This is a genomic window from Lactococcus sp. LG1074 (genome assembly GCF_017309525.1).
GTDB lineage: Bacteria > Bacillota > Bacilli > Lactobacillales > Streptococcaceae > Lactococcus > Lactococcus petauri.
In genome coordinates, this window is the sequence record NZ_CP071293.1 from 1831931 (window position 1) to 1849861 (window position 17931).

16 protein-coding genes and 1 pseudogene are annotated in these 17931 nt (G+C 38.3%); 4 read left to right on the forward strand and 13 right to left on the reverse strand.

The features are described 5' to 3' along the window. Nucleotides 1-134 precede the first annotated feature (134 nt). The 9 genes and pseudogenes from J0J36_RS10745 to rlmH form a co-directional block, all read right to left on the reverse strand. Nucleotides 135-782: pseudogene (locus tag J0J36_RS10745) on the reverse strand (PolC-type DNA polymerase III N-terminal domain-containing protein); the annotation flags it as partial. Nucleotides 783-887: 105 nt separating this feature from the next. Further along, nucleotides 888-1262 carry a hypothetical protein gene (locus J0J36_RS09155; protein WP_019291560.1) on the reverse strand — a complete coding sequence of 125 codons (375 nt, stop codon included), beginning with the start codon at nt 1260-1262 and terminating at the stop codon, nt 888-890. A gap of 467 nt (nt 1263-1729) precedes the next feature. Beyond that, nucleotides 1730-3580 carry a proline--tRNA ligase gene (locus J0J36_RS09160; protein WP_153925430.1) on the reverse strand — a complete coding sequence of 617 codons (1851 nt, stop codon included), beginning with the start codon at nt 3578-3580 and terminating at the stop codon, nt 1730-1732. A 26-nt stretch (nt 3581-3606) separates the two neighbouring features. Continuing rightward, complete coding sequence (rseP, locus tag J0J36_RS09165) at nt 3607-4854, reverse strand: RIP metalloprotease RseP (protein ID WP_153925433.1); 1248 nt, start codon at nt 4852-4854, stop codon at nt 3607-3609. Nucleotides 4855-5030: 176 nt separating this feature from the next. Next, complete coding sequence (locus J0J36_RS09170; protein ID WP_019291563.1) at nt 5031-5825, reverse strand: phosphatidate cytidylyltransferase; 795 nt, start codon at nt 5823-5825, stop codon at nt 5031-5033. Continuing rightward, nucleotides 5822-6559, reverse strand: coding sequence for an isoprenyl transferase (locus tag J0J36_RS09175; protein ID WP_019291564.1), 738 nt, complete (start codon nt 6557-6559; stop codon nt 5822-5824). The genes J0J36_RS09170 and J0J36_RS09175 overlap by 4 nt, the downstream gene beginning before the upstream one ends. A gap of 199 nt (nt 6560-6758) precedes the next feature. Continuing rightward, nucleotides 6759-7094, reverse strand: a complete 336-nt coding sequence (yajC, locus tag J0J36_RS09180; protein ID WP_014025468.1) for a preprotein translocase subunit YajC — start codon at nt 7092-7094, stop codon at nt 6759-6761. Between the two features lie 74 nt (nt 7095-7168). Next, the gene (locus J0J36_RS09185; protein ID WP_153925436.1) at nt 7169-7816 is read right to left on the reverse strand and encodes a DNA alkylation repair protein; all 648 of its coding nucleotides are present in this window, start codon (nt 7814-7816) and stop codon (nt 7169-7171) included. Further along, nucleotides 7813-8292 carry a 23S rRNA (pseudouridine(1915)-N(3))-methyltransferase RlmH gene (gene rlmH / locus J0J36_RS09190; protein WP_153925439.1) on the reverse strand — a complete coding sequence of 160 codons (480 nt, stop codon included), beginning with the start codon at nt 8290-8292 and terminating at the stop codon, nt 7813-7815. The genes J0J36_RS09185 and rlmH overlap by 4 nt, the downstream gene beginning before the upstream one ends. Before the next feature lie 303 nt (nt 8293-8595). Between rlmH and J0J36_RS09195 the strand changes: the two genes are divergently transcribed. The 4 genes from J0J36_RS09195 to J0J36_RS09210 all read left to right on the forward strand — a co-directional run bounded on the left by J0J36_RS09195 (nt 8596) and on the right by J0J36_RS09210 (nt 12530). Beyond that, nucleotides 8596-9813: a S1C family serine protease gene (locus tag J0J36_RS09195; RefSeq protein ID WP_019291567.1), complete on the forward strand. Its 1218-nt coding sequence runs from the start codon at nt 8596-8598 to the stop codon at nt 9811-9813. Nucleotides 9814-9909: 96 nt separating this feature from the next. Continuing rightward, nucleotides 9910-10908 carry a glycosyltransferase family 4 protein gene (locus J0J36_RS09200; RefSeq protein WP_206886708.1) on the forward strand — a complete coding sequence of 333 codons (999 nt, stop codon included), beginning with the start codon at nt 9910-9912 and terminating at the stop codon, nt 10906-10908. Between the two features lie 12 nt (nt 10909-10920). Next, a complete protein-coding gene (locus tag J0J36_RS09205; protein WP_019291569.1) occupies nt 10921-12255 on the forward strand; it encodes a glycosyltransferase family 4 protein in 1335 nt (444 codons plus the stop codon). A gap of 50 nt (nt 12256-12305) precedes the next feature. Next, a complete protein-coding gene (locus J0J36_RS09210) occupies nt 12306-12530 on the forward strand; it encodes a DUF1797 family protein (protein WP_003133519.1) in 225 nt (74 codons plus the stop codon). 28 nt (nt 12531-12558) lie between these two features. Here J0J36_RS09210 and J0J36_RS09215 read toward each other — a convergent pair whose 3' ends face one another. The 4 genes from J0J36_RS09215 to tgt form a co-directional block, all read right to left on the reverse strand. Continuing rightward, the gene (locus J0J36_RS09215; RefSeq protein ID WP_153925442.1) at nt 12559-13608 is read right to left on the reverse strand and encodes a BMP family protein; all 1050 of its coding nucleotides are present in this window, start codon (nt 13606-13608) and stop codon (nt 12559-12561) included. Between the two features lie 158 nt (nt 13609-13766). After that, nucleotides 13767-14516, reverse strand: a complete 750-nt coding sequence (locus J0J36_RS09220) for a tRNA1(Val) (adenine(37)-N6)-methyltransferase (protein ID WP_153925445.1) — start codon at nt 14514-14516, stop codon at nt 13767-13769. Nucleotides 14517-14600: 84 nt separating this feature from the next. Then, nucleotides 14601-16568 carry an alpha-amylase family glycosyl hydrolase gene (locus J0J36_RS09225; protein WP_165719072.1) on the reverse strand — a complete coding sequence of 656 codons (1968 nt, stop codon included), beginning with the start codon at nt 16566-16568 and terminating at the stop codon, nt 14601-14603. 106 nt (nt 16569-16674) lie between these two features. Beyond that, the gene (gene tgt, locus J0J36_RS09230) at nt 16675-17823 is read right to left on the reverse strand and encodes a tRNA guanosine(34) transglycosylase Tgt (protein ID WP_003133524.1); all 1149 of its coding nucleotides are present in this window, start codon (nt 17821-17823) and stop codon (nt 16675-16677) included. Nucleotides 17824-17931 lie beyond the last annotated feature (108 nt).

The following is a 17931-nucleotide window of genomic DNA, read 5'->3' on the forward strand; positions in this document are numbered from 1 at the left end:
ACAACGCCACTTCCCTCGCCAGCGATAAAGCTCATCGAAGTCACGGGGCTTGTGCCGTTAATTTTACGTCCAAATGAAATTCCTTCTGACAAGGCTGTATCAATTTTTTCAGGAGCTTTTTCAGTTTTGGCACTAGCTTCATCTGTGCGTTGCTTTTTGAGTTCACTTATCTGCTGTTGCGAGGCTGACTCTGCAGCCAGCATGTTATGCACTTTACGCTCATGTGCTTCTCGTTTTTCCAAGGTTAACTTTTCGTCAACAACAGGGCGAATAGTAAGTGCTCCAAAGCCAAAATCCTTTAACTTTTCTTCTAAGATAGGGAAGTCTTTTTTTACAAAATGATCCAACTGAGGATTATCTTCGACCAAAAGATTGATCTGAACGCCTCGTTGCTCTATCTGATATTTTTTAAAGATATTCGCAAAAGCTGTATCTGCTAAGTCTGGTAAAGTCAATGCAAGCTGATAATAATCGTTAAGCATCGCCTCATCAAATTCAGGTTGGTCCACTGTTATCGAAAGTTCCGTCTCAGCGATAGTTGAAAAAGCAGACTCAATCAATCCAGACAAAACCTTCCACTGTTCAACTGGCAAGATTTTCTCAAATTTTAATTGGAATTTCCAAAGCTTCCGTTCCGTATGTACTTCGACATTTTCAATTTCTCCACTGGAAAAAAGAGCCGATTCGCGAATTTGGTTTGGCATTTTTATTTGATCCATCAGTTTTTCAAAAAGATTTTCCATTTTTTCTCCGCATATCTCTATTTTTTCTGTATCCTCCATTATAACAAAAAAGCAACATCTGTGCTTTTTATCGGAAATTATTATGAAGTTAAAAAGGCTGAAAGTGATGTCAGCCTTTTTAATTTTAGAAAAAACACGTAAATTTCACTTAAAAACATCAGCCTTTCGCCCTAGGATAGCAAAAAGTATTCCAAAGATAAGAGCGGGGAGAGCAAAACTTAACAAGTCTATAGCTAGAGTGTCAGGAAAATCAAAACCAGACACAAGCATGTGATTGAAAAGCTGACTGAAAAAATGGGTGAGCAATAAAAATGATAAAAAAATTAACTTTAGGATGTCAATTTTCCGAGGTCCAAGCATAAAAACTGCTAATAAGAAAAGACCTGAAATGGCTAGACTTAATAATTCTGTCGTCAGATTGAGGGGAAATTCGAGGAAAGCCACAAGCCCCCATTGCACAAATCTCCTCAAAAAATTGGTGCCTAGCATAAATGCTAAACCCCAAAAAAATAATTTCATAATATTACACCTCACCTTTGGGATATTATAAGTTCTTTTAAAGAGTTTATAAAGGATAATTAACAGCAAAATAATAAAGCCGATCGTTACTATTAAGCCATAAAGTTGTTATTTTATTTAATTTCATCAACTTAATACACCTAATAGTAAATTCATTTTTTAGTACAAATATACCAGATATAGGCCAGAATTATTTTAGGTATTTTACATCGCTTTGCAAGCCTTTCAGTATTAACTTTATTTTTTCCCATGATAATCTTTGCTTAATTTCTTAATAGAATAAGAGGAACTTCCTCTAAATATATTTTTGCTCTTAATATTTTATTAAATTATTTAAAGAAATTGTAACATAATCTTTTCCTTTCAAGAAAAGATATAAAAAAGATTGAGACAATTCCAATCTCAATCTTTTCATTTATACTTTAAAAACTTACCAGATAAGTTTTAGAGGCTTAATCTGTGATATCTTATTTCGTCAAAATCTCAATCGTATTGACAAGTTCTTCTTTATTGATTTCAACAACTTCACCTGTTGCACGAATTTTAACTTCAACGATACCTTCACTTGCTTTTTTACCGATTGTTACACGAACAGGTAAGCCAATCAAATCACTGTCTGCGAATTTAACTCCTGCACGTTCATTGCGGTCATCCACAAGAACTTGATAGCCTTTACCACGAAGGGCCGTTTCTAGTTCAGCTGTTACAGCCATCGCTTCTTCATCTTTTGTATTGACAGGTACCAAGTGAATATCAAATGGTGCAAGCTCTTTAGGGAAGTTGATTGCCCAGCTGAATTTGTACTCTTCACGTGGTGTTTTCTCTACGTAAATGCGGGCAAATTGTTCAAGAATTGCTGAAAGCAAACGGCTCACGCCGATACCATAACAACCCATAACGATCGGCACTGCCTTACCATTTTTGTCAAGAACGTTAGCGCCCATTGAATCTGAGTAGCGTGTGCCTAATTTAAAGATGTGTCCAATCTCAATACCACGCGCAAACTTAAGTGTGCCACGACCGTCAGGAGACATTTCGCCTTCGTTAACCGTACGTAAATCAACAAATTCGTCTACTTCAAAGTCACGACCAAAATTAGCATTACGATAGTGGAAACCATCTTCATTTGCTCCGATGATAGCATTCTTAACCGCTTGAACTTCACGGTCAGCAATAATCTTAACGTCTTTCAAATCGATAGGACCAAGTGAACCAAAGTGAGCTCCAGCTAAGTTTTCAACATCTGCTTCTGTAGCAGGTTCAACAAAACTTGCACCTAAGTAGTTTTGGAGTTTAACTTCATTCAACTCATCATTACCGTGCATCAGTACTACAACCAACTCTTCATCAGCACGGAAAACAAGTGTTTTAATCGTTTCAGCAACGTCAGCTTCTAAAAAGGCAGCAACTTCATCGATTGTCTTCGCGTCAGGTGTTGCAACTTTTTCAAGCTCTAAAGTTTCCGTATAGCTAGCGATATTTTCAAACTTGTTTGTTGCCATTTCCAAGTTAGCAGAATAGTCACCACCGTCAGCATAAACGACTGTGTCTTCACCTGCAACAAGCCATTTGGCAAGTTCTTCTTGGATTTGCTCAATGACTGTGTTTGGAATTTCGTCAATTGATTCAATAGAATTTCCAAGAACCAACCATTTTTCCAGATCCGTGCGATCAGCTGTGATAGCCATAAACTCTTGACTATCTTTACCGCCCATTGCACCACCGTCACCAATGATTGCTTTGAAATCAAGACCCGCACGACTAAAGATTTTTTCATAAGCACGCTTGTAGTCGTTGTAAGTTTCATCAAGACTTTCATAGTCCGCATGGAAACTATAACCGTCTTTCATGATGAATTCACGACCGCGGAGCAACCCATAACGTGGACGTTTTTCATCACGATATTTCGATTGAATTTGGTAAACGTTTAAAGGAAGTTTTTTATATGAAGTAACTTCATCACGTACCAGGGCCGTCATTGTTTCTTCATGTGTAGGACCTAGGATAAAGTCGGAATGATCGCGGTTTTTCAACTTGTAGAGATCTTCCCCATAAGTATCGTAACGTCCTGATTCACGCCAGAGATCTGCTGTCAAAAGTGCAGGAGCCAAGAGTTCTACTGCACCGATTTCTTCAAATTCTTCGCGCATGATTGTTTTAAGTTTTTCAAGCACACGATTTGCCAATGGCAAGTAAGCGTAAATACCTGCAGAGATTTGACGGACATATCCCGCACGAACTAAAAGAGCATGTGAGATAACTTGTGCATCGCTTGGCATTTCGCGAAGCGTTGGTATAAGCATTTTTGATTGTTTCATATTTTATTCCTTAAATTTTTCGTTTCTTATCTAATAAAGGCTCGGAGGATATCATTCCAAGTCACAGCAATCATCAAGACCACCATAAAGACAAGACCAACAAGTGTTAAGATTCCTTCTTTTTCTTGTGAAAGTGGTTTGCCTCGTAGGGCCTCAACAATATTGAGGACAATTTTCCCTCCGTCAAGGACGGGGATTGGGATTAAATTTACGATTCCCAGATTAATTGAGAGCATGGCAAGTAAAGCGATAACAGATACTAGACCTTCTCGGGCTGCTTGCCCACTTAAATCATAAATGGCAACGGGTCCACCAAGTTTATCAAGACTTGGCTGTGCAATGAGGTTACCTAAAGCTTTAAATATCAACGTTGTTGCGTTAGCAGCCTGAGTAAAGCCACCCGTTAGCTTATCTAAAAAGCCAGTTTTGATTGTTTGAGTGATACCAATGCGGTATCTTCCGTCAATTTTTTCTGGCTTGAGCTCCAGTGTCTTCGTCGCACCTGCACGTTCGATATCCAGCTTGATTTCACTGCCATCATTTGCACCGATCCTTTGGACAACTTCTTCCCAGTTATTGGTTTTTTCACCATTGACTGCTTGGATTTTATCCTTTGACTGTAAACCTGCCGAATAAGCAGGGGTGCCAGATTGGACTTGTCCGATTTGATTTGTATTAGAAGGTACACCACCTTGCATAAAAGTGATGATAATAAAAGCTATAATCCCTAAAATAAAGTTATTTAAAGGACCAGCAAAATTTGTTAAAATCTTGCCGAGAACGCTGGCACTTTGATATTGTACGTCGCGTGGAGCGATACGAAGTTCCGTGCCATCCGCTTCGATAATTGTTGCATCATGGTCAACTGAATAACGTTTTGTTTCACCAAAAACTTCTCCTTCGATGAAAAGTGCTTCTTCAAAATCGTATTCAGTGACCAGCATGGGGACACTATTTTCCAAAGTCACCCGCTCAGAAAGATTAATTTTAACCACCTGATTTTCAACAATCATCAAAGATGCCGGGGTTCCTTTTTTTATTTCCGTTGTATCATCGCCCCAGCCCGCCATGCGGATATAACCTCCAAGAGGAAGTATACGAATGCTATAAAACGTGCCATCTTTGGCTTGATGTGCAAAAATTTTGGGGCCCATTCCAATGGAAAACTCGCGGACTAAAATCCCCGCGCGCTTAGCAAAGAATAGATGACCATACTCATGTACAACAACAATAATACCAAAGACAATGATAAATGTTACCAATGTTTGAATCAATAAAGATCCTCCCTTAATCTTCTAGCTTTTCATCAGCTTGTGAGCGAATAACTTTAAAGGTGTATTTATTTCTTATTTTCTTTGAAATAAAACCCTCCTTAACACTCTATTTTACCTAAAGCGTAATAAAATGTGAAGTGAGAGTATTTTTATTTCGTATTATTTTACCTCAAGGCTTAGAACAAGCCTAATAAATGCATAATTGGGAAGACAAAGATTAAATTATCAAAGCGATCAAGCACGCCTCCATGTCCCGGTAAAAGTTTCCCTGAATCTTTTACCCCATAATGACGTTTGATGCTTGACTCTACCAAGTCACCAATTTGTCCTACGATAGAAAAGACAATAGTAAAGAGAACAAGTTTTACGAAGCCGATTTGAGGCAAGTCATTTTTATAAAAAATAAACATCAAAATTGCAACGACTACTGCAGATAAGATACCTCCAATAGAACCTTCTACCGTCTTATTTGGTGAAACATCGGGGATTAATTTTCGTTTCCCAATTGATTTCCCGACAAAGTATGCCCCAATATCTGTAGACCAAACAATAAATAAAGCCAAGAAGACGACAGCTAATCCACTTTCACGTGCCAAGAGTAAGCTTTGAAAGCCAATACCTACATAAAAGGCTGAGAGAAAAGGAAAGCCAATATCTTCGAAACTATATGAACCTTTGGAAAAAACCATAGCGGTCAACATGCCAAATAAACAAAGCATGAAGAGAAGAGTACTTCCTTCAACATCCATGCCAAAGAAATATTTTCCAATCGGCAAAGCCAAGCATAAGGCCGCCATAGTTGATAATATTCCTTCAAAAGACATCAATTGTAGTTTGTGCATCTTGAACAGTTCATTCATCGCTATAATAACCAACAATGCTATTAAAATTTGAAAATAGGCACCGCCTGCCAACATTAGGCCAATAAAAACGGCTCCTCCGATAATAGCAGTGATTATACGCTTTATCATTTTACTCCTCCATATCTGCGATCACGTTTTTGAAACTCTAAAATAGCAGCATCTAAAGCTGCTTCATCAAAATCTGGCCAAGCTACGTCTGTAAAATAAAGCTCACTGTAGGCAGCCTGCCAAGGTAAAAAGTTAGACAAACGTAATTCCCCTGATGTTCGGACAATCAAATCAGGATCCCGTAAATCTTCAGGTAAAATTGCTGTCTGTAAATGAGCAGAAAGTTCTTCTTCTGTAATTTCCGCCAAATCTTTGCCACTTTTTGCCAACTCTTGAACAGCCAAAAGGATATCCCGACGTCCGCCATAATTCATGGCAAAGTTAAGAGTCATTCCTGTATTATTGGCTGTTTCAGCAGCTGCACGGTCAATTGAATTTAAAGTTGCTTTCGGTAAACCTTCGCGCTCACCAATCATCCGAATTTGGATATTTTCTTCATTAAGAATTGGAAGATATTTACTATAAAAATCAATGGGCAAACTCATGATAAACTTGACCTCATCCATAGGACGAGACCAGTTTTCTGTCGAAAAAGCATAAACAGTCATTACCTTTACACCACGTCTTTGTCCGTGGATAGCTGCCGTCTTTAGGGCATCCATTCCGGCCTTATGCCCAAAAATTCTTGGTTTCCCTTGACTTTTAGCCCAACGGCCATTTCCATCCATAATTATTCCAATATGCCGTGGCACTGGAATTTGCTCTTGCGAGTTATTTTTTAAGTTATTAAACATAGCACCTCACAGTTAGTACTCCCATTTTATCATATTTTGGATAAAAACACAGGTAAATTCGATACATTTTGCTCTGAAGTCACTGCAGCAATGGCTCTCTAAAGAGAAAAAGACCTGTTTTTTACAATACAATCATGGTGTTTTCGAAAAACAAAAAACCTATCACGAGTGATAGGCTTTTAAACTTATCTTTTACTGCTTATTCTTCGATTGGGTTATCTTCTTTTTTAGTTTCTTCAACAACTGTTGTTTCAGAAACTGTTGGTGCTGCAGCAGTATTGTTTTTTACTGTTTTAACAGCTGCACGATCAAAAGTTAAAATAACGCCTTCACAATCTAATTCAATCGTTGCATCAGCTTCATTCATACCACTCAAGACACCGTGTAAACCACCAATAGTTACGATTTCTGCGCCAATAACCATTGAGTTCAATTGTTCTTGACGTTGTTGTTGAGCTTTCTTTTGGCTACGGTTCATGAAGAACATCATCCCACCTACAACAACAACCATAAAGATCAAAGACATAACATTCATTTATTAAATTCTCCTTTAAAACATTGATTATCCACAGACAATAGGACTATTATAGCACATTTTGTAAGGGCTGTCTATAAATACTTGGACGCTTCACGCAAAGACAAATTTGCAAGTTTTTCTTCATTTTCTGAAAGAAAGTGGGCGACCCATTTTGGATGCGTCTTCGAATAATCTCTTAAAGCCCAGCCGATAGCCTTATTAATAAAAAATTCCTTTGACCTCAGATTATTTCGAATTACGGAGGACAGGAGTTCTGTATCTGTCGCTTCTTTAAAACCAAGCTGACAATCAATTGAGATACGACGAATCCAAAAATTTTCATCTATTGACCAATTCAAAATATCTTGTGATTTTATCTTTCCACTAAGCAAGAGAGTTCCCACCAACTCATCCAAACTATCCACTGTTTCCCACCAAGATTTGGTCGTTGCTAGCTGATAAATTTGGGGTAAATCTGTAGTCTTTAGATACTTCTTCATTTTTCGAAGATAGTCACATGCCAAATATTGAAATTCTCTTTCTTCTTCTGACCACAAACGATTAACAAGTTGCCAATCGATTATCTTTTCTTCAGCTTTTTCCTTTAAGAAACTTTTTGATAAGTCGCGACGAACCGGTGTTGAAATCCCTAAAAATTTAAACTGGTTGCGCAAATAAGCTTCTTGCTTCTTTGCCTTTTCTGTATCAGCATGGGCCTGAAAGTCTTCTATGATTTTCATTTATGATAGGCATTCCCTCTATTTATCATTTGTGCGCGATAAATTTGCTCAATAAGCACAAGCCGCATTAATTGATGGGGTAAAGTAAAACGCCCAAAAGATAGTTGTAAATCACTTCGTTTATAAACAGCATCAGATAGCCCCAGAGATCCTCCAATAACTAAAACTAAGTGACGCGTACCATAAATTTCACAGTTCTTCACAAATTCGGCCAGATTCTCACTGGTCATTAGCTTGCCTTGAATGGCAAGAACTGCCAACTTATCCCCATCATCAATTCGAGCCAATATTTTTTCACCTTCTCGATTTTTTACTGCTTCTTTTTCCTTGTCTGAAGCATTGTCGGGAATTTTTTCATCCGGCAACTCAATAATTTCCACAGGATTCATCGTGCGCATACGCTTTTGGTATTCGGCTATGCCATCCTTGAGATACTTTTCTTTAAGCTTTCCTACAACAATTAATTTTATCTTCATTCTTCTATTTTATCTTTTTCCCCAGTTGAAAGCAAAATGAAAGCTAGATTTATCAACATTTTTCACAACTTATCCACATTCTTATGGAAAAGCTGTGAATTTTATTCACTTGTTCACAATTATTATTGAGTTCTACACAGAAGTGTGGAAAACTTCTTTTTCCATTTCCATTTTAGTGGCTTTTAAGGTATTATATAAATGTGAGTATCCCGCAATTATAAGTATTATATTAAAGATTATTTAAGGAATGTACATTATACTTGTGTATAAATATTTCTTACTGGAAAAGGAGATTCTTGTACTATGGCAAAAAAAAATATCGCCTCATTACTTATTACAGGCGTAGCCGGGGGTGCTATCGCTCTCGGAGGTAGTGCTATCTACCAAAATATGACCAACACGCCGTCATCTAACAACACTTCGGACAATTCTGTAAGTACAGTTAACGTCCAAGTAAATACAGATACTACAAAAGCAATCAAGAAAATTTCGAACACTGTTGTTTCCGTTCTTAATTACCAAAAATCGTCCTCAAGCAACGATTTTGAGAAGATTTTCGGCGGAGGCGATACAAGTAGCAATGAGAGTAATACGCCACAGCTGGCTGGAGAGGGTTCTGGTGTTATTTACAAAAAGGATGGCAATACAGCATATATCGTCACCAACTATCACGTTATTGAAGGTGCTTCTTCCTTAGAAGTTCTCATGGCCGGCGGTCAAAAAGTTACTGCTGAAGTTGTTGGTTCTGATGCTTATTCTGATTTAGCTGTCCTCAAAATTGATGCTAAGTATGTCAAAGAAACAGCAACATTCGGCAACTCTGACAAACTTACTGTTGGTGAGCCCGCTATCGCGGTGGGTTCTCCCCTTGGAAGTGAGTATGCAAACTCAGCAACAGAAGGAATTGTTTCAAGTCTAAATCGCAATGTTACACTGCAAAACAGCCAAGGCCAAACAATTAATGTTAACGCTATTCAAACCGATGCAGCTATTAACCCCGGTAACTCTGGTGGTGCACTCATAAATATTCAAGGACAAGTCATCGGGATTACCTCAAGTAAAATTACCTCAACACCAAGCGGAACAAGCAGTAGTGGTGTCTCTGTAGAAGGTATGGGATTTGCGATTCCAGCCAATGATGTCGTTAACATTATCAATAAGTTGGAAAAAGATGGCAAAGTTATTCGACCTGCTCTCGGTGTACAAATGGTCAACTTGTCAAGTCTTTCCCAAAACATGTTAGCTTCACTTAACCTTCCTGAAAACGTGACTAACGGTGTTGCTATCGCTGAAGTTCAATCAGGAATGCCTGCTGCCAAAGCTGGACTCAAGCAAGGCGACGTTATTGTCAAAATCAATGATGACGAAATCACTTCAAGCGTGAACCTTCAAAGTACACTTTATAAGTCTTCAATTGGTGATACGATTAAGGTAACTTATTATCGTGACGGAAAACAGGCTACTGCGAATATCAAATTGGATAAAACAAGTAGTGATATCAACTTTGACAAACAAAATTAAAAAATTACATCCCCTTGAAACAGGGGATTTTTTGATAAGGAATTATAATAAATATTTATTTTTTGTTAATAGAATTATGGTAAAATAGTGATAAGCATGAAAATATTACTTTATTTAGAAGCCGAACAAATTTTGAGCCGCTCAGGAATTGGTCGTGCAATGAAACATCAACAAAGAGCATTAGATTTAATGCAAGTAGAGTGGACCCAAAATCCCAATGAGGACTATGACATTCTCCATCTCAATACTTATGGGCCTCAAAGTTGGCGGATGCTCAAAAAAGCCAAAAAAGCTGGAAAAAAAGTTATCTTCCATGGACACTCTACAGAGGAAGATTTCCGAGATTCATTTATCGGTTCTAACTTAATTGCACCTCTGTTTAAACGCTATTTGATGCGTTTTTATCGTAAAGCTGATTTGGTGATCACGCCTACAGACTATTCAGCTGGACTTTTACGTGGGTACGGCTTGACTTGTCCTATCTTGCCCATCTCCAATGGGATTGATTTGAACAAATATCAAGCTAAACCTGAGAAAGAGGAAGCTTTCCGTCAATATTTTAAGATTAAAGACGAACAAAAAGTGGTCATTTGTGCCGGACTTTATTTCAAACGGAAGGGCATTGACGATTTCGTTAAAGTTGCCGAAAAAATGCCAAATGTTCAGTTCATCTGGTTCGGCTATCAAAACCTTTGGACCATCCCTGGATGGGTACGTCGAATCGTTAAAAAGAACCATCCTGATAATGTACGCTTCCCCGGCTATATCAAAGGGGATATCTATGAAGGAGCAATGACTGCTGCTGATGCCTTCTTCTTTCCTTCACGTGAGGAAACCGAAGGTATTGTAGTTTTAGAAGCACTGGCCAGTCATCAAGATGTTGTGGTACGTGATATACCAGTTTATAAAGGATGGCTCGATACCACATCAGCTAGTTTAGCCACAGATGTTGATGGTTTTGTAGCTGAGCTCGAAAAAGTACTGAACGGCACAATTGATAAAACAGAAAAAGGCTATCAAGTTGCACAAACACGCGCCATTGGACATGTCGCCGCTGAACTCGCTGCTGCTTATCGCCAAACTTTGGAGTTATAAAAGAGAAAGACTATGAGAATCGGAATTTTTACAGACAGCTACTTTCCACAAATTAGTGGTGTGGCTACAAGTATTCAAAGCTTAACTATTGAGTTAGAAAAACTCGGACATCAGGTTTTTATCTTTACTACAACAGATCCACACGCTGATGTCGATCATGAGCCTGAAAATATCATACGTTTCCAAAGTGTGCCATTTGTATCACTTGCTGAACGTAAGATTGTAATCAAGGGAGTTTTTGCTGCTTATCAGATTGCACAAACTTACCAGCTTGATATTATCCACACACAAACAGAGTTTGGTATGGGACTCTTAGGAAAAATGGTCGCACAACAGCTTCAAATTCCTGTCATCCATACTTTACATACAAAATATGAGGACTACGTCCATTATATTGCTAAGGGGCATTTGATACGCCCTAGTATGGTGAAGTATATCATCAAAAACTTCCTTCGAGGTAGTGAGGCTATTATTTGCCCCAGCCAAATGGTCTTAGATACTGTCAATGGCTACGGTATCGACTTACCTAAACGAATTATTCCTACAGGGATTGATTTGTCTCGTTTCAAACGAGATGAAATTACTCACGAGGAGATTCAAGATCTACGTCATAGCTTAGGACTTAAAGATGATGAAACAATGCTTCTTAGCCTCTCACGAATTGCGGCGGAGAAAAACATTCAAGCAGTTGTAGCAGCCATGCCACAGTTGGTTGAACAAATTGCTGTAAAATTGGTCATTGTCGGAGATGGTCCATATATGAAGAATCTCCAAGATCAAGTGGCTGAGCTAGGGATGGAAGAATACGTTGTCTTTACAGGGGCTGTAGAAAATACCAAAACGGCTTACTACTATAAAGCTGCAGACTTCTTCATTTCAGCCTCAACTTCTGAAACGCAAGGTTTAACTTATCTTGAAGCACTAGCTGCCGGCACACGTGTTTTAGCAACCGTAAACCCATATCTCACAGAGCTTATTGATGATAAGGAGTTTGGCCGACTCTTTGCTTCTGATGAAGAAATCGTTGATACGGTCGTCGCAGCGGTACAAGAAAGTCAAACACTTGATCAAGAAAAATTTGCTAAAAAATTGTACGAAATTTCTGCAGAAAACTTCGCACAACAAGTCTATAACTTCTATCAAGACACCATTGTTGAATATCAAGCACGTAAAAATTCTGAGCATTTTTTAGAAGAATTTGATGTGGTTACTCAAAGATGGTCAAGACAAATGAAACGTTCTATTCGTAGAGAAAAAATTAGGGCGCAATATTTAACAAAAAAAGCAACTAAACTCGCTAAAAATCTACAGAATTATGTTAAAATAGATAAAGAAAATATGAAATAAGGCTTGTGGGACAATTAAAAGGTCCCTTAAAATAAGCATTGGAGGAAATAATGAAATCACATTTGATGGCAATCATGGATCGTTTGAATCGTTTGATTGAAACGGCTGATCCAAAAGAAACTTACAACTTTGAGCGCGAAGGTGAAGTTATTGCAACTGTAAGCTTCGTGCCAGAAGAAACTGCCTTTTCTATCAAATATCCAAAACAAAAAGATGTTGCTATCTTTGATGATATCGACCTTGTAGCGATTGAACTTTACGATATGATTTATTAAACAAAAAAACCATCTTTGATGGTTTTTTTTATTTTTCCGGTACTGTAACTTTACCATCAATAATATTTTGTTTTGCTACTTCAACTTCTTTCCAAGTTTTATCTGACAAGTTGTCTTTGGCAAGGCTAACCCCTCCATTTTTTAGGTTGTAGTTAAGAACTTGTCCGTCAGGAAATTTACCATCCTTGGTTTTGTTCGCAATATCTTTTACAGCAACACCAACTTCTTTAACAGATGAAGCCAAGACAAAGTTCGAATATTTTCCGTCTTTAGATTTATAATTTCCAAGATACTCTTGATCTTGGTCTACTCCAATAACCCACACTTTATCTGCTTCATTTTTTGTAGCATTAAGAGCTTTAGCTTCAGAAAAGACACCGGCACCAGAACCACCTGCTGCTTGATAAATAACATCATTACCTGAACCATACATTGCTGCAGCTATTGTTTTGCCTTTGGCTGCATCAGTAAAAGTACCCGCGTACTGTACTTCAATTTTTATATCAGGGTTAATTGATTTTACCCCAGCGGTGAAACCTTTTTCAAATGCAGTGATAATATCCGATTGCATCCCGCCTACAAAACCAACTTTATCTGTTTTGGTGGTTTTTGCTGCAGCTACACCTGCAAGATAAGCTGCTTCTTGATCTGCGAAAGTTGCTGAGGCAACATTGTCTTGATCTTTTATCACTGAATCAATAATTGTAAATTTTGTATCAGGATTATTTTTTGCTGCCTGCGATGTTGCTTCTTGGAGGTCGAATCCAACACCGAATACTAAACCATAACCTGCCGAAACAGCGGAGTTAAAGTTGGTTGTATATTCAGAAACAGCACTTGCGTTAAAGTAGTTGATACCTTTTGATTGTGACAAACCGTTTTCCTTGCCCCACTCTTGTAGGCCTTCCCAAGCGGATTGATTAAATGAACGGTCATCTACCCCACCTGTACTTGGAACAAGTGCTACCTTTAAGTCTGTTGCAGCACCCGCTGATTCACTATTACGTCCACGACAGCCAGCTAGAATAGTTACGGAGGCAAGTGCAAGTGCACCAAGTGTTAAAATTCGTTTATTCATTAAATAAAATTCTCCCAAAATTTAATAGATACCTACTATAACATAAGAATAGATTTTTTGAAAATATTTTCTCGTAAAAATCGTCTTTTTGTAAAATTTTACATTTTTTCTTATAAAAAAATACCAGATAATCTCTGGCATAATCAATCTTAAAACGTTTATGCTTTACCATAATAGATTTTACGAATTTCTTCTGTATAAGCGCCATCCTCTCCGTGTACAATCAAAGGTGGAAGAAAAACTTCTCCCCCAGCTTTCCCGTCTTTAATCGCATCAATCAGTAGTATATTTGCTGCTTGATTGGCTTTCGGATAAACAAACTGAATGCGTTTGGGAATCAGATTATGAACCCTCATTTTATCTATAATCTCAAAAAAACGATCGGGACGATGGACCAGAGCCAAATGACCATTTGTTTTTAAAAGACGCTTGCTGGTTTCAAAAATTTCATCAAGATTTGTCGCTAACTCATGGCGTGCAAGTGTGTAATGGTGATTATTATTAATATGGCTCGCTTCATCCAGCTTAAAATATGGTGGGTTACAAAAAATTAAATCAACTGTTGAGGTATTGATATAGTCTAAAGACTTGTTCAAGTTATCATTGATAACAGTCATTTGTTCTTGTAAGCCATTTAGTTTAATGGAGCGCTGTGCCATTTCTGCTAGACGTTCTTGCAATTCAATTTCTGTAATATGTGCATTAGTCATTGAGCTGGCAAAAAGGCCCACTGCTCCATTTCCCGCACACATATCCACAATTTTTCCTTTTTTTGGAAGGCGTGGAAATCTTGCAAGGAGAATAGCATCAATCGAAAAGGAAAAAACCTCTCGACTTTGAATAATCTGGACATTCGATGCCGCGATTTGATCTATACGTTCACCAGCTTTTAATTCGATTTTAGTCATTCTTCTATTATACAATTTTCATTTCTAAAATTCTTGATGAAAAGCAGATAGACAAAAAAAGCGAGACAATGCTCGCTCTAACTTTTACAATTGAAAGACCATCGCTGTGCGTGCAGCTAATGAAAGTTTAAGTTTTCCCGTTTCTTTTTGATAAGAAAAGCTTGATCGAGGACCAAATCCTCCATATTTTCGATCATCTGTATCGAGAAGAAATGTCGGAGGATTAGGCACATCGAGCTGGAGTCGTTGTTCCATGGTCGGATGGAAATTAAGAACGAACAGCAAATTTCCCTTACGATAAGCTAAAAGCTTATTCTCATTTTTTATCCAGTATTGTTGCAAGCTATCACTTTGTTTCAAAAAGTGATAGTTTTTTTCTAAAGCAATCATGTCATGATCGAACTTGAGCAGGTATTGGTAACGCAAATGCTCCTTTGCTGCGAGAGACCATTGACGACGAGCATGTTGAAAACTATCATGATTGCCTTCTCTTGGAAAATCCAACCACTCTGGATGACCAAATTCATTTCCCATAAAGTTGAGGTAGCCTTCTCCGGCTAAACTAAAGGTAATCAAGCGTACTATTTTATGCAAGGCAACGGCGCGATCAACCACCATTGATTCACTGTGGATATCCATCGCATCATAGATTGCTTCATTGGCCAGCCACATCATGAGCGTCTTATCTCCAACCAAAGCCTGATCATGACTTTCCACATAGCCAATGTTCTTTTCTCCGGGACGTCGTGTGGTTAATTCCCACCAAAGTTGCATTAAATCAAGGTCCTCATCAGATTTTTCTTTAAATTGCTTAATCCAATAATCCGGCACCCCCATCGAAAGGCGATAGTCAAAACCAATCCCTCCCTCAGAGATAGGAAGTGCCATTCCTGGCATGGCTGACATATCTTCTGCAATCAGTGTTGCCTGTGGATTCACTTGATGGACAAGTTCAGTAGCCAGCATAAGATAAACAACTGCTTCAATGTCTGTCTCTGCTGAAAAATACTTCTTATAACTATCAAAGCTTGTCCCTAGTCCATGATGATGATACAACATACTCGTGACCCCATCAAAGCGGAAACCATTAAAATGATAAGTCTCTAACCAAAACTTGAGGTTAGATAAAAGAAAGTGAATAACTTCATCTTTACCATAGTTAAACAACTTTGTGTTCCAAGCTGCATGTTCGCCACGCGCGCCTTGATGAAAGTACTGATCACTACTTCCATCAAAAAGATTCAGACCGTCTCCAACATTTTTTACAGCATGTGAATGGACCACATCCAATAAAACACGAAGTCCCATCCCATGTGCTGTATCAATCAAAGCCATCAAATCTTCAGGTTTTCCGAAACGGCTTGATATTGCAAAAAAGTTAGAAACTTGATAACCAAAGCTTGCATATAAAGGATGCTCCATAATAGCCATAAGCTGAATCGTATTATAGCCCGCTGCCTTAATACGAGGTAAAATATCCCGTGTAAACTCTTGATAAGTATTTATTTTATGCTCTTCACTAGAAATTCCAATATGAGCTTCATAAATAAGTGGTGCTTCCTCTTCTAAGAGAGGCGAAGAATGCTGAAATTGATATTGTGGGGCAACAATCACACCGTCCAGTTCGAAATGTTCATTTTGAACAGCATAGAGCGCATAAGAAGGCACTCTATAAACTTCAGCTCCGTTGATAACAAGTTTAACCTTTACCTTGGAACCAAGTGGTAAATCTCCTGGTACAGCTATTTCCCATACACCACCATAAGCTGCCTTTAGTTCATGTTTGTCTGTCCAATCGTTAAAGTCCCCTACTAAAAAAGCTTTTTCAGCATGAGGCGCCCATTCACGGAAAGTCCAATACTCTTTTTCTTGTTGAAAGCCAAAATATTTATGACCATTGGCAAAATCTGTAAGTTTCCCCTCCATTCCTAGCAATCTCTTCTTCGTTCTTGAAAATTCAAATAAGCGGTAGGATAAGTCCTCCTTATATGGTTCTAGGTATGGATCATACTGCAAAATATTTAACATTCTGAGAAACCTCCTCTTAATCATGGTGACAATCTTTCCCTTATTTTACCATTTTTAGATGTTGGATTATATTTTTATGAGGGATTTAAACAAAAACAGAGAAAACGTAAATTTTCTCTGTTTTTTATTTTTAAAAGTTCTTAGCATTTGGCTTATTATAGCCGTATTTTTCACAAAAATCTTCTCTGAATTCTAGAAGATTATCATCCATGATAGCTTGACGAACATTTGTCATCAAGTTAATCAAGAAATGTAAATTATGGTAGCTTAAAAGGCGCAGACCAAAAGTTTCGTCAGCCTTGAATAAATGACGCAAGTAAGCACGGGTGTAGTTTGAGCAGCAATAGCAATCACATTCTGGATCAAGGGGTGTGAAGTCAAGCTCATATTTGGCATTTTTAATATTCACACGGCCGAAACTTGTCATTGCGGTACCATTACGAGCAATACGTGTGGGTAGCACACAGTCAAACATGTCTACACCACGAATGACACCGTCAATCAAACTATCAGGTGCACCAACACCCATCAAATAACGTGGTTTATCTTCTGGTAAAAGCGGTGTTGTAAAGTCAAGTACGGCATTCATCTCAGCGTGAGACTCACCTACAGCAAGTCCGCCAATAGAATAACCAGGGAAATCCATGCTGACGAGATCACGCGCAGATTGGCGGCGTAAATCTTCAAAGCCAGCACCTTGCACGATACCAAAAAGTCCTTGATCATGTGGGCGTTGATGCGCTTTTAGGCCACGCTCTGCCCAGCGGGATGTACGTTCCACAGAAGCTTTGACGTAATCATAAGGTTGATAGAAAGGTGGACATTCATCAAAGCTCATCATGATATCAGAACCTAAATTATTTTGGATAGAAATCGCTTTTTCTGGATTGAGGAAAAGTTCGCGACCGTCGAGATGGCTTTTAAACTTAACACCCTCTTCACTGATATTTTTCTTGTTTTGTACTAAAGAATAGACTTGGAAGCCACCACTATCTGTTAAAATAGGCTGATCCCAGTTCATAAATTTGTGCAAACCGCCTGCTTGAGCAACAAGCTCATCGCCTGGTCGAAGCCACAAATGATAGGTGTTGGCAAGAATAATCCCAGAACCCATCTCTTTAAGTTCTTCTGGGGATTGTGTCTTAACCGTGGCTTGTGTTCCTACAGGCATGAACATAGGTGTTGGAAAAGTCCCATGTGGCGTTATAATTTCACCGAGACGCGCGCCTGTATGTTTTTCTTTTTTAATCAGTCTGTATTTTATTGCATGTTCAGTCATGTAAACTCCTTTAAACTTCTACAAGTATACCAAATTTCTTTGATTTTTCCCAGCCAGTCTATAACCTCCTTTCTCTAAAAGTTTTTGGTTGTGAAGCCCCGTCTTTTA

Coding starts and splice junctions, on each gene's coding strand:
- J0J36_RS09215 (WP_153925442.1), bottom strand. CDS start 13,608: ATGAATAAACGAATTTTAACACTTGGTGCACTTGCACTTGCCTCCGTA.
- J0J36_RS09210 (WP_003133519.1), top strand. CDS start 12,306: ATGAAATCACATTTGATGGCAATCATGGATCGTTTGAATCGTTTGATT.
- J0J36_RS09185 (WP_153925436.1), bottom strand. CDS start 7,816: ATGAAAATCATAGAAGACTTTCAGGCCCATGCTGATACAGAAAAGGCA.
- J0J36_RS09225 (WP_165719072.1), bottom strand. CDS start 16,568: ATGATTAAGAGGAGGTTTCTCAGAATGTTAAATATTTTGCAGTATGAT.
- J0J36_RS09170 (WP_019291563.1), bottom strand. CDS start 5,825: ATGATAAAGCGTATAATCACTGCTATTATCGGAGGAGCCGTTTTTATT.
- yajC (WP_014025468.1), bottom strand. CDS start 7,094: ATGAATGTTATGTCTTTGATCTTTATGGTTGTTGTTGTAGGTGGGATG.
- J0J36_RS09175 (WP_019291564.1), bottom strand. CDS start 6,559: ATGTTTAATAACTTAAAAAATAACTCGCAAGAGCAAATTCCAGTGCCA.
- J0J36_RS09195 (WP_019291567.1), top strand. CDS start 8,596: ATGGCAAAAAAAAATATCGCCTCATTACTTATTACAGGCGTAGCCGGG.
- J0J36_RS09205 (WP_019291569.1), top strand. CDS start 10,921: ATGAGAATCGGAATTTTTACAGACAGCTACTTTCCACAAATTAGTGGT.
- tgt (WP_003133524.1), bottom strand. CDS start 17,823: ATGACTGAACATGCAATAAAATACAGACTGATTAAAAAAGAAAAACAT.
- J0J36_RS09155 (WP_019291560.1), bottom strand. CDS start 1,262: ATGAAATTATTTTTTTGGGGTTTAGCATTTATGCTAGGCACCAATTTT.
- J0J36_RS09220 (WP_153925445.1), bottom strand. CDS start 14,516: ATGACTAAAATCGAATTAAAAGCTGGTGAACGTATAGATCAAATCGCG.
- J0J36_RS09200 (WP_206886708.1), top strand. CDS start 9,910: ATGAAAATATTACTTTATTTAGAAGCCGAACAAATTTTGAGCCGCTCA.
- J0J36_RS09160 (WP_153925430.1), bottom strand. CDS start 3,580: ATGAAACAATCAAAAATGCTTATACCAACGCTTCGCGAAATGCCAAGC.
- rlmH (WP_153925439.1), bottom strand. CDS start 8,292: ATGAAGATAAAATTAATTGTTGTAGGAAAGCTTAAAGAAAAGTATCTC.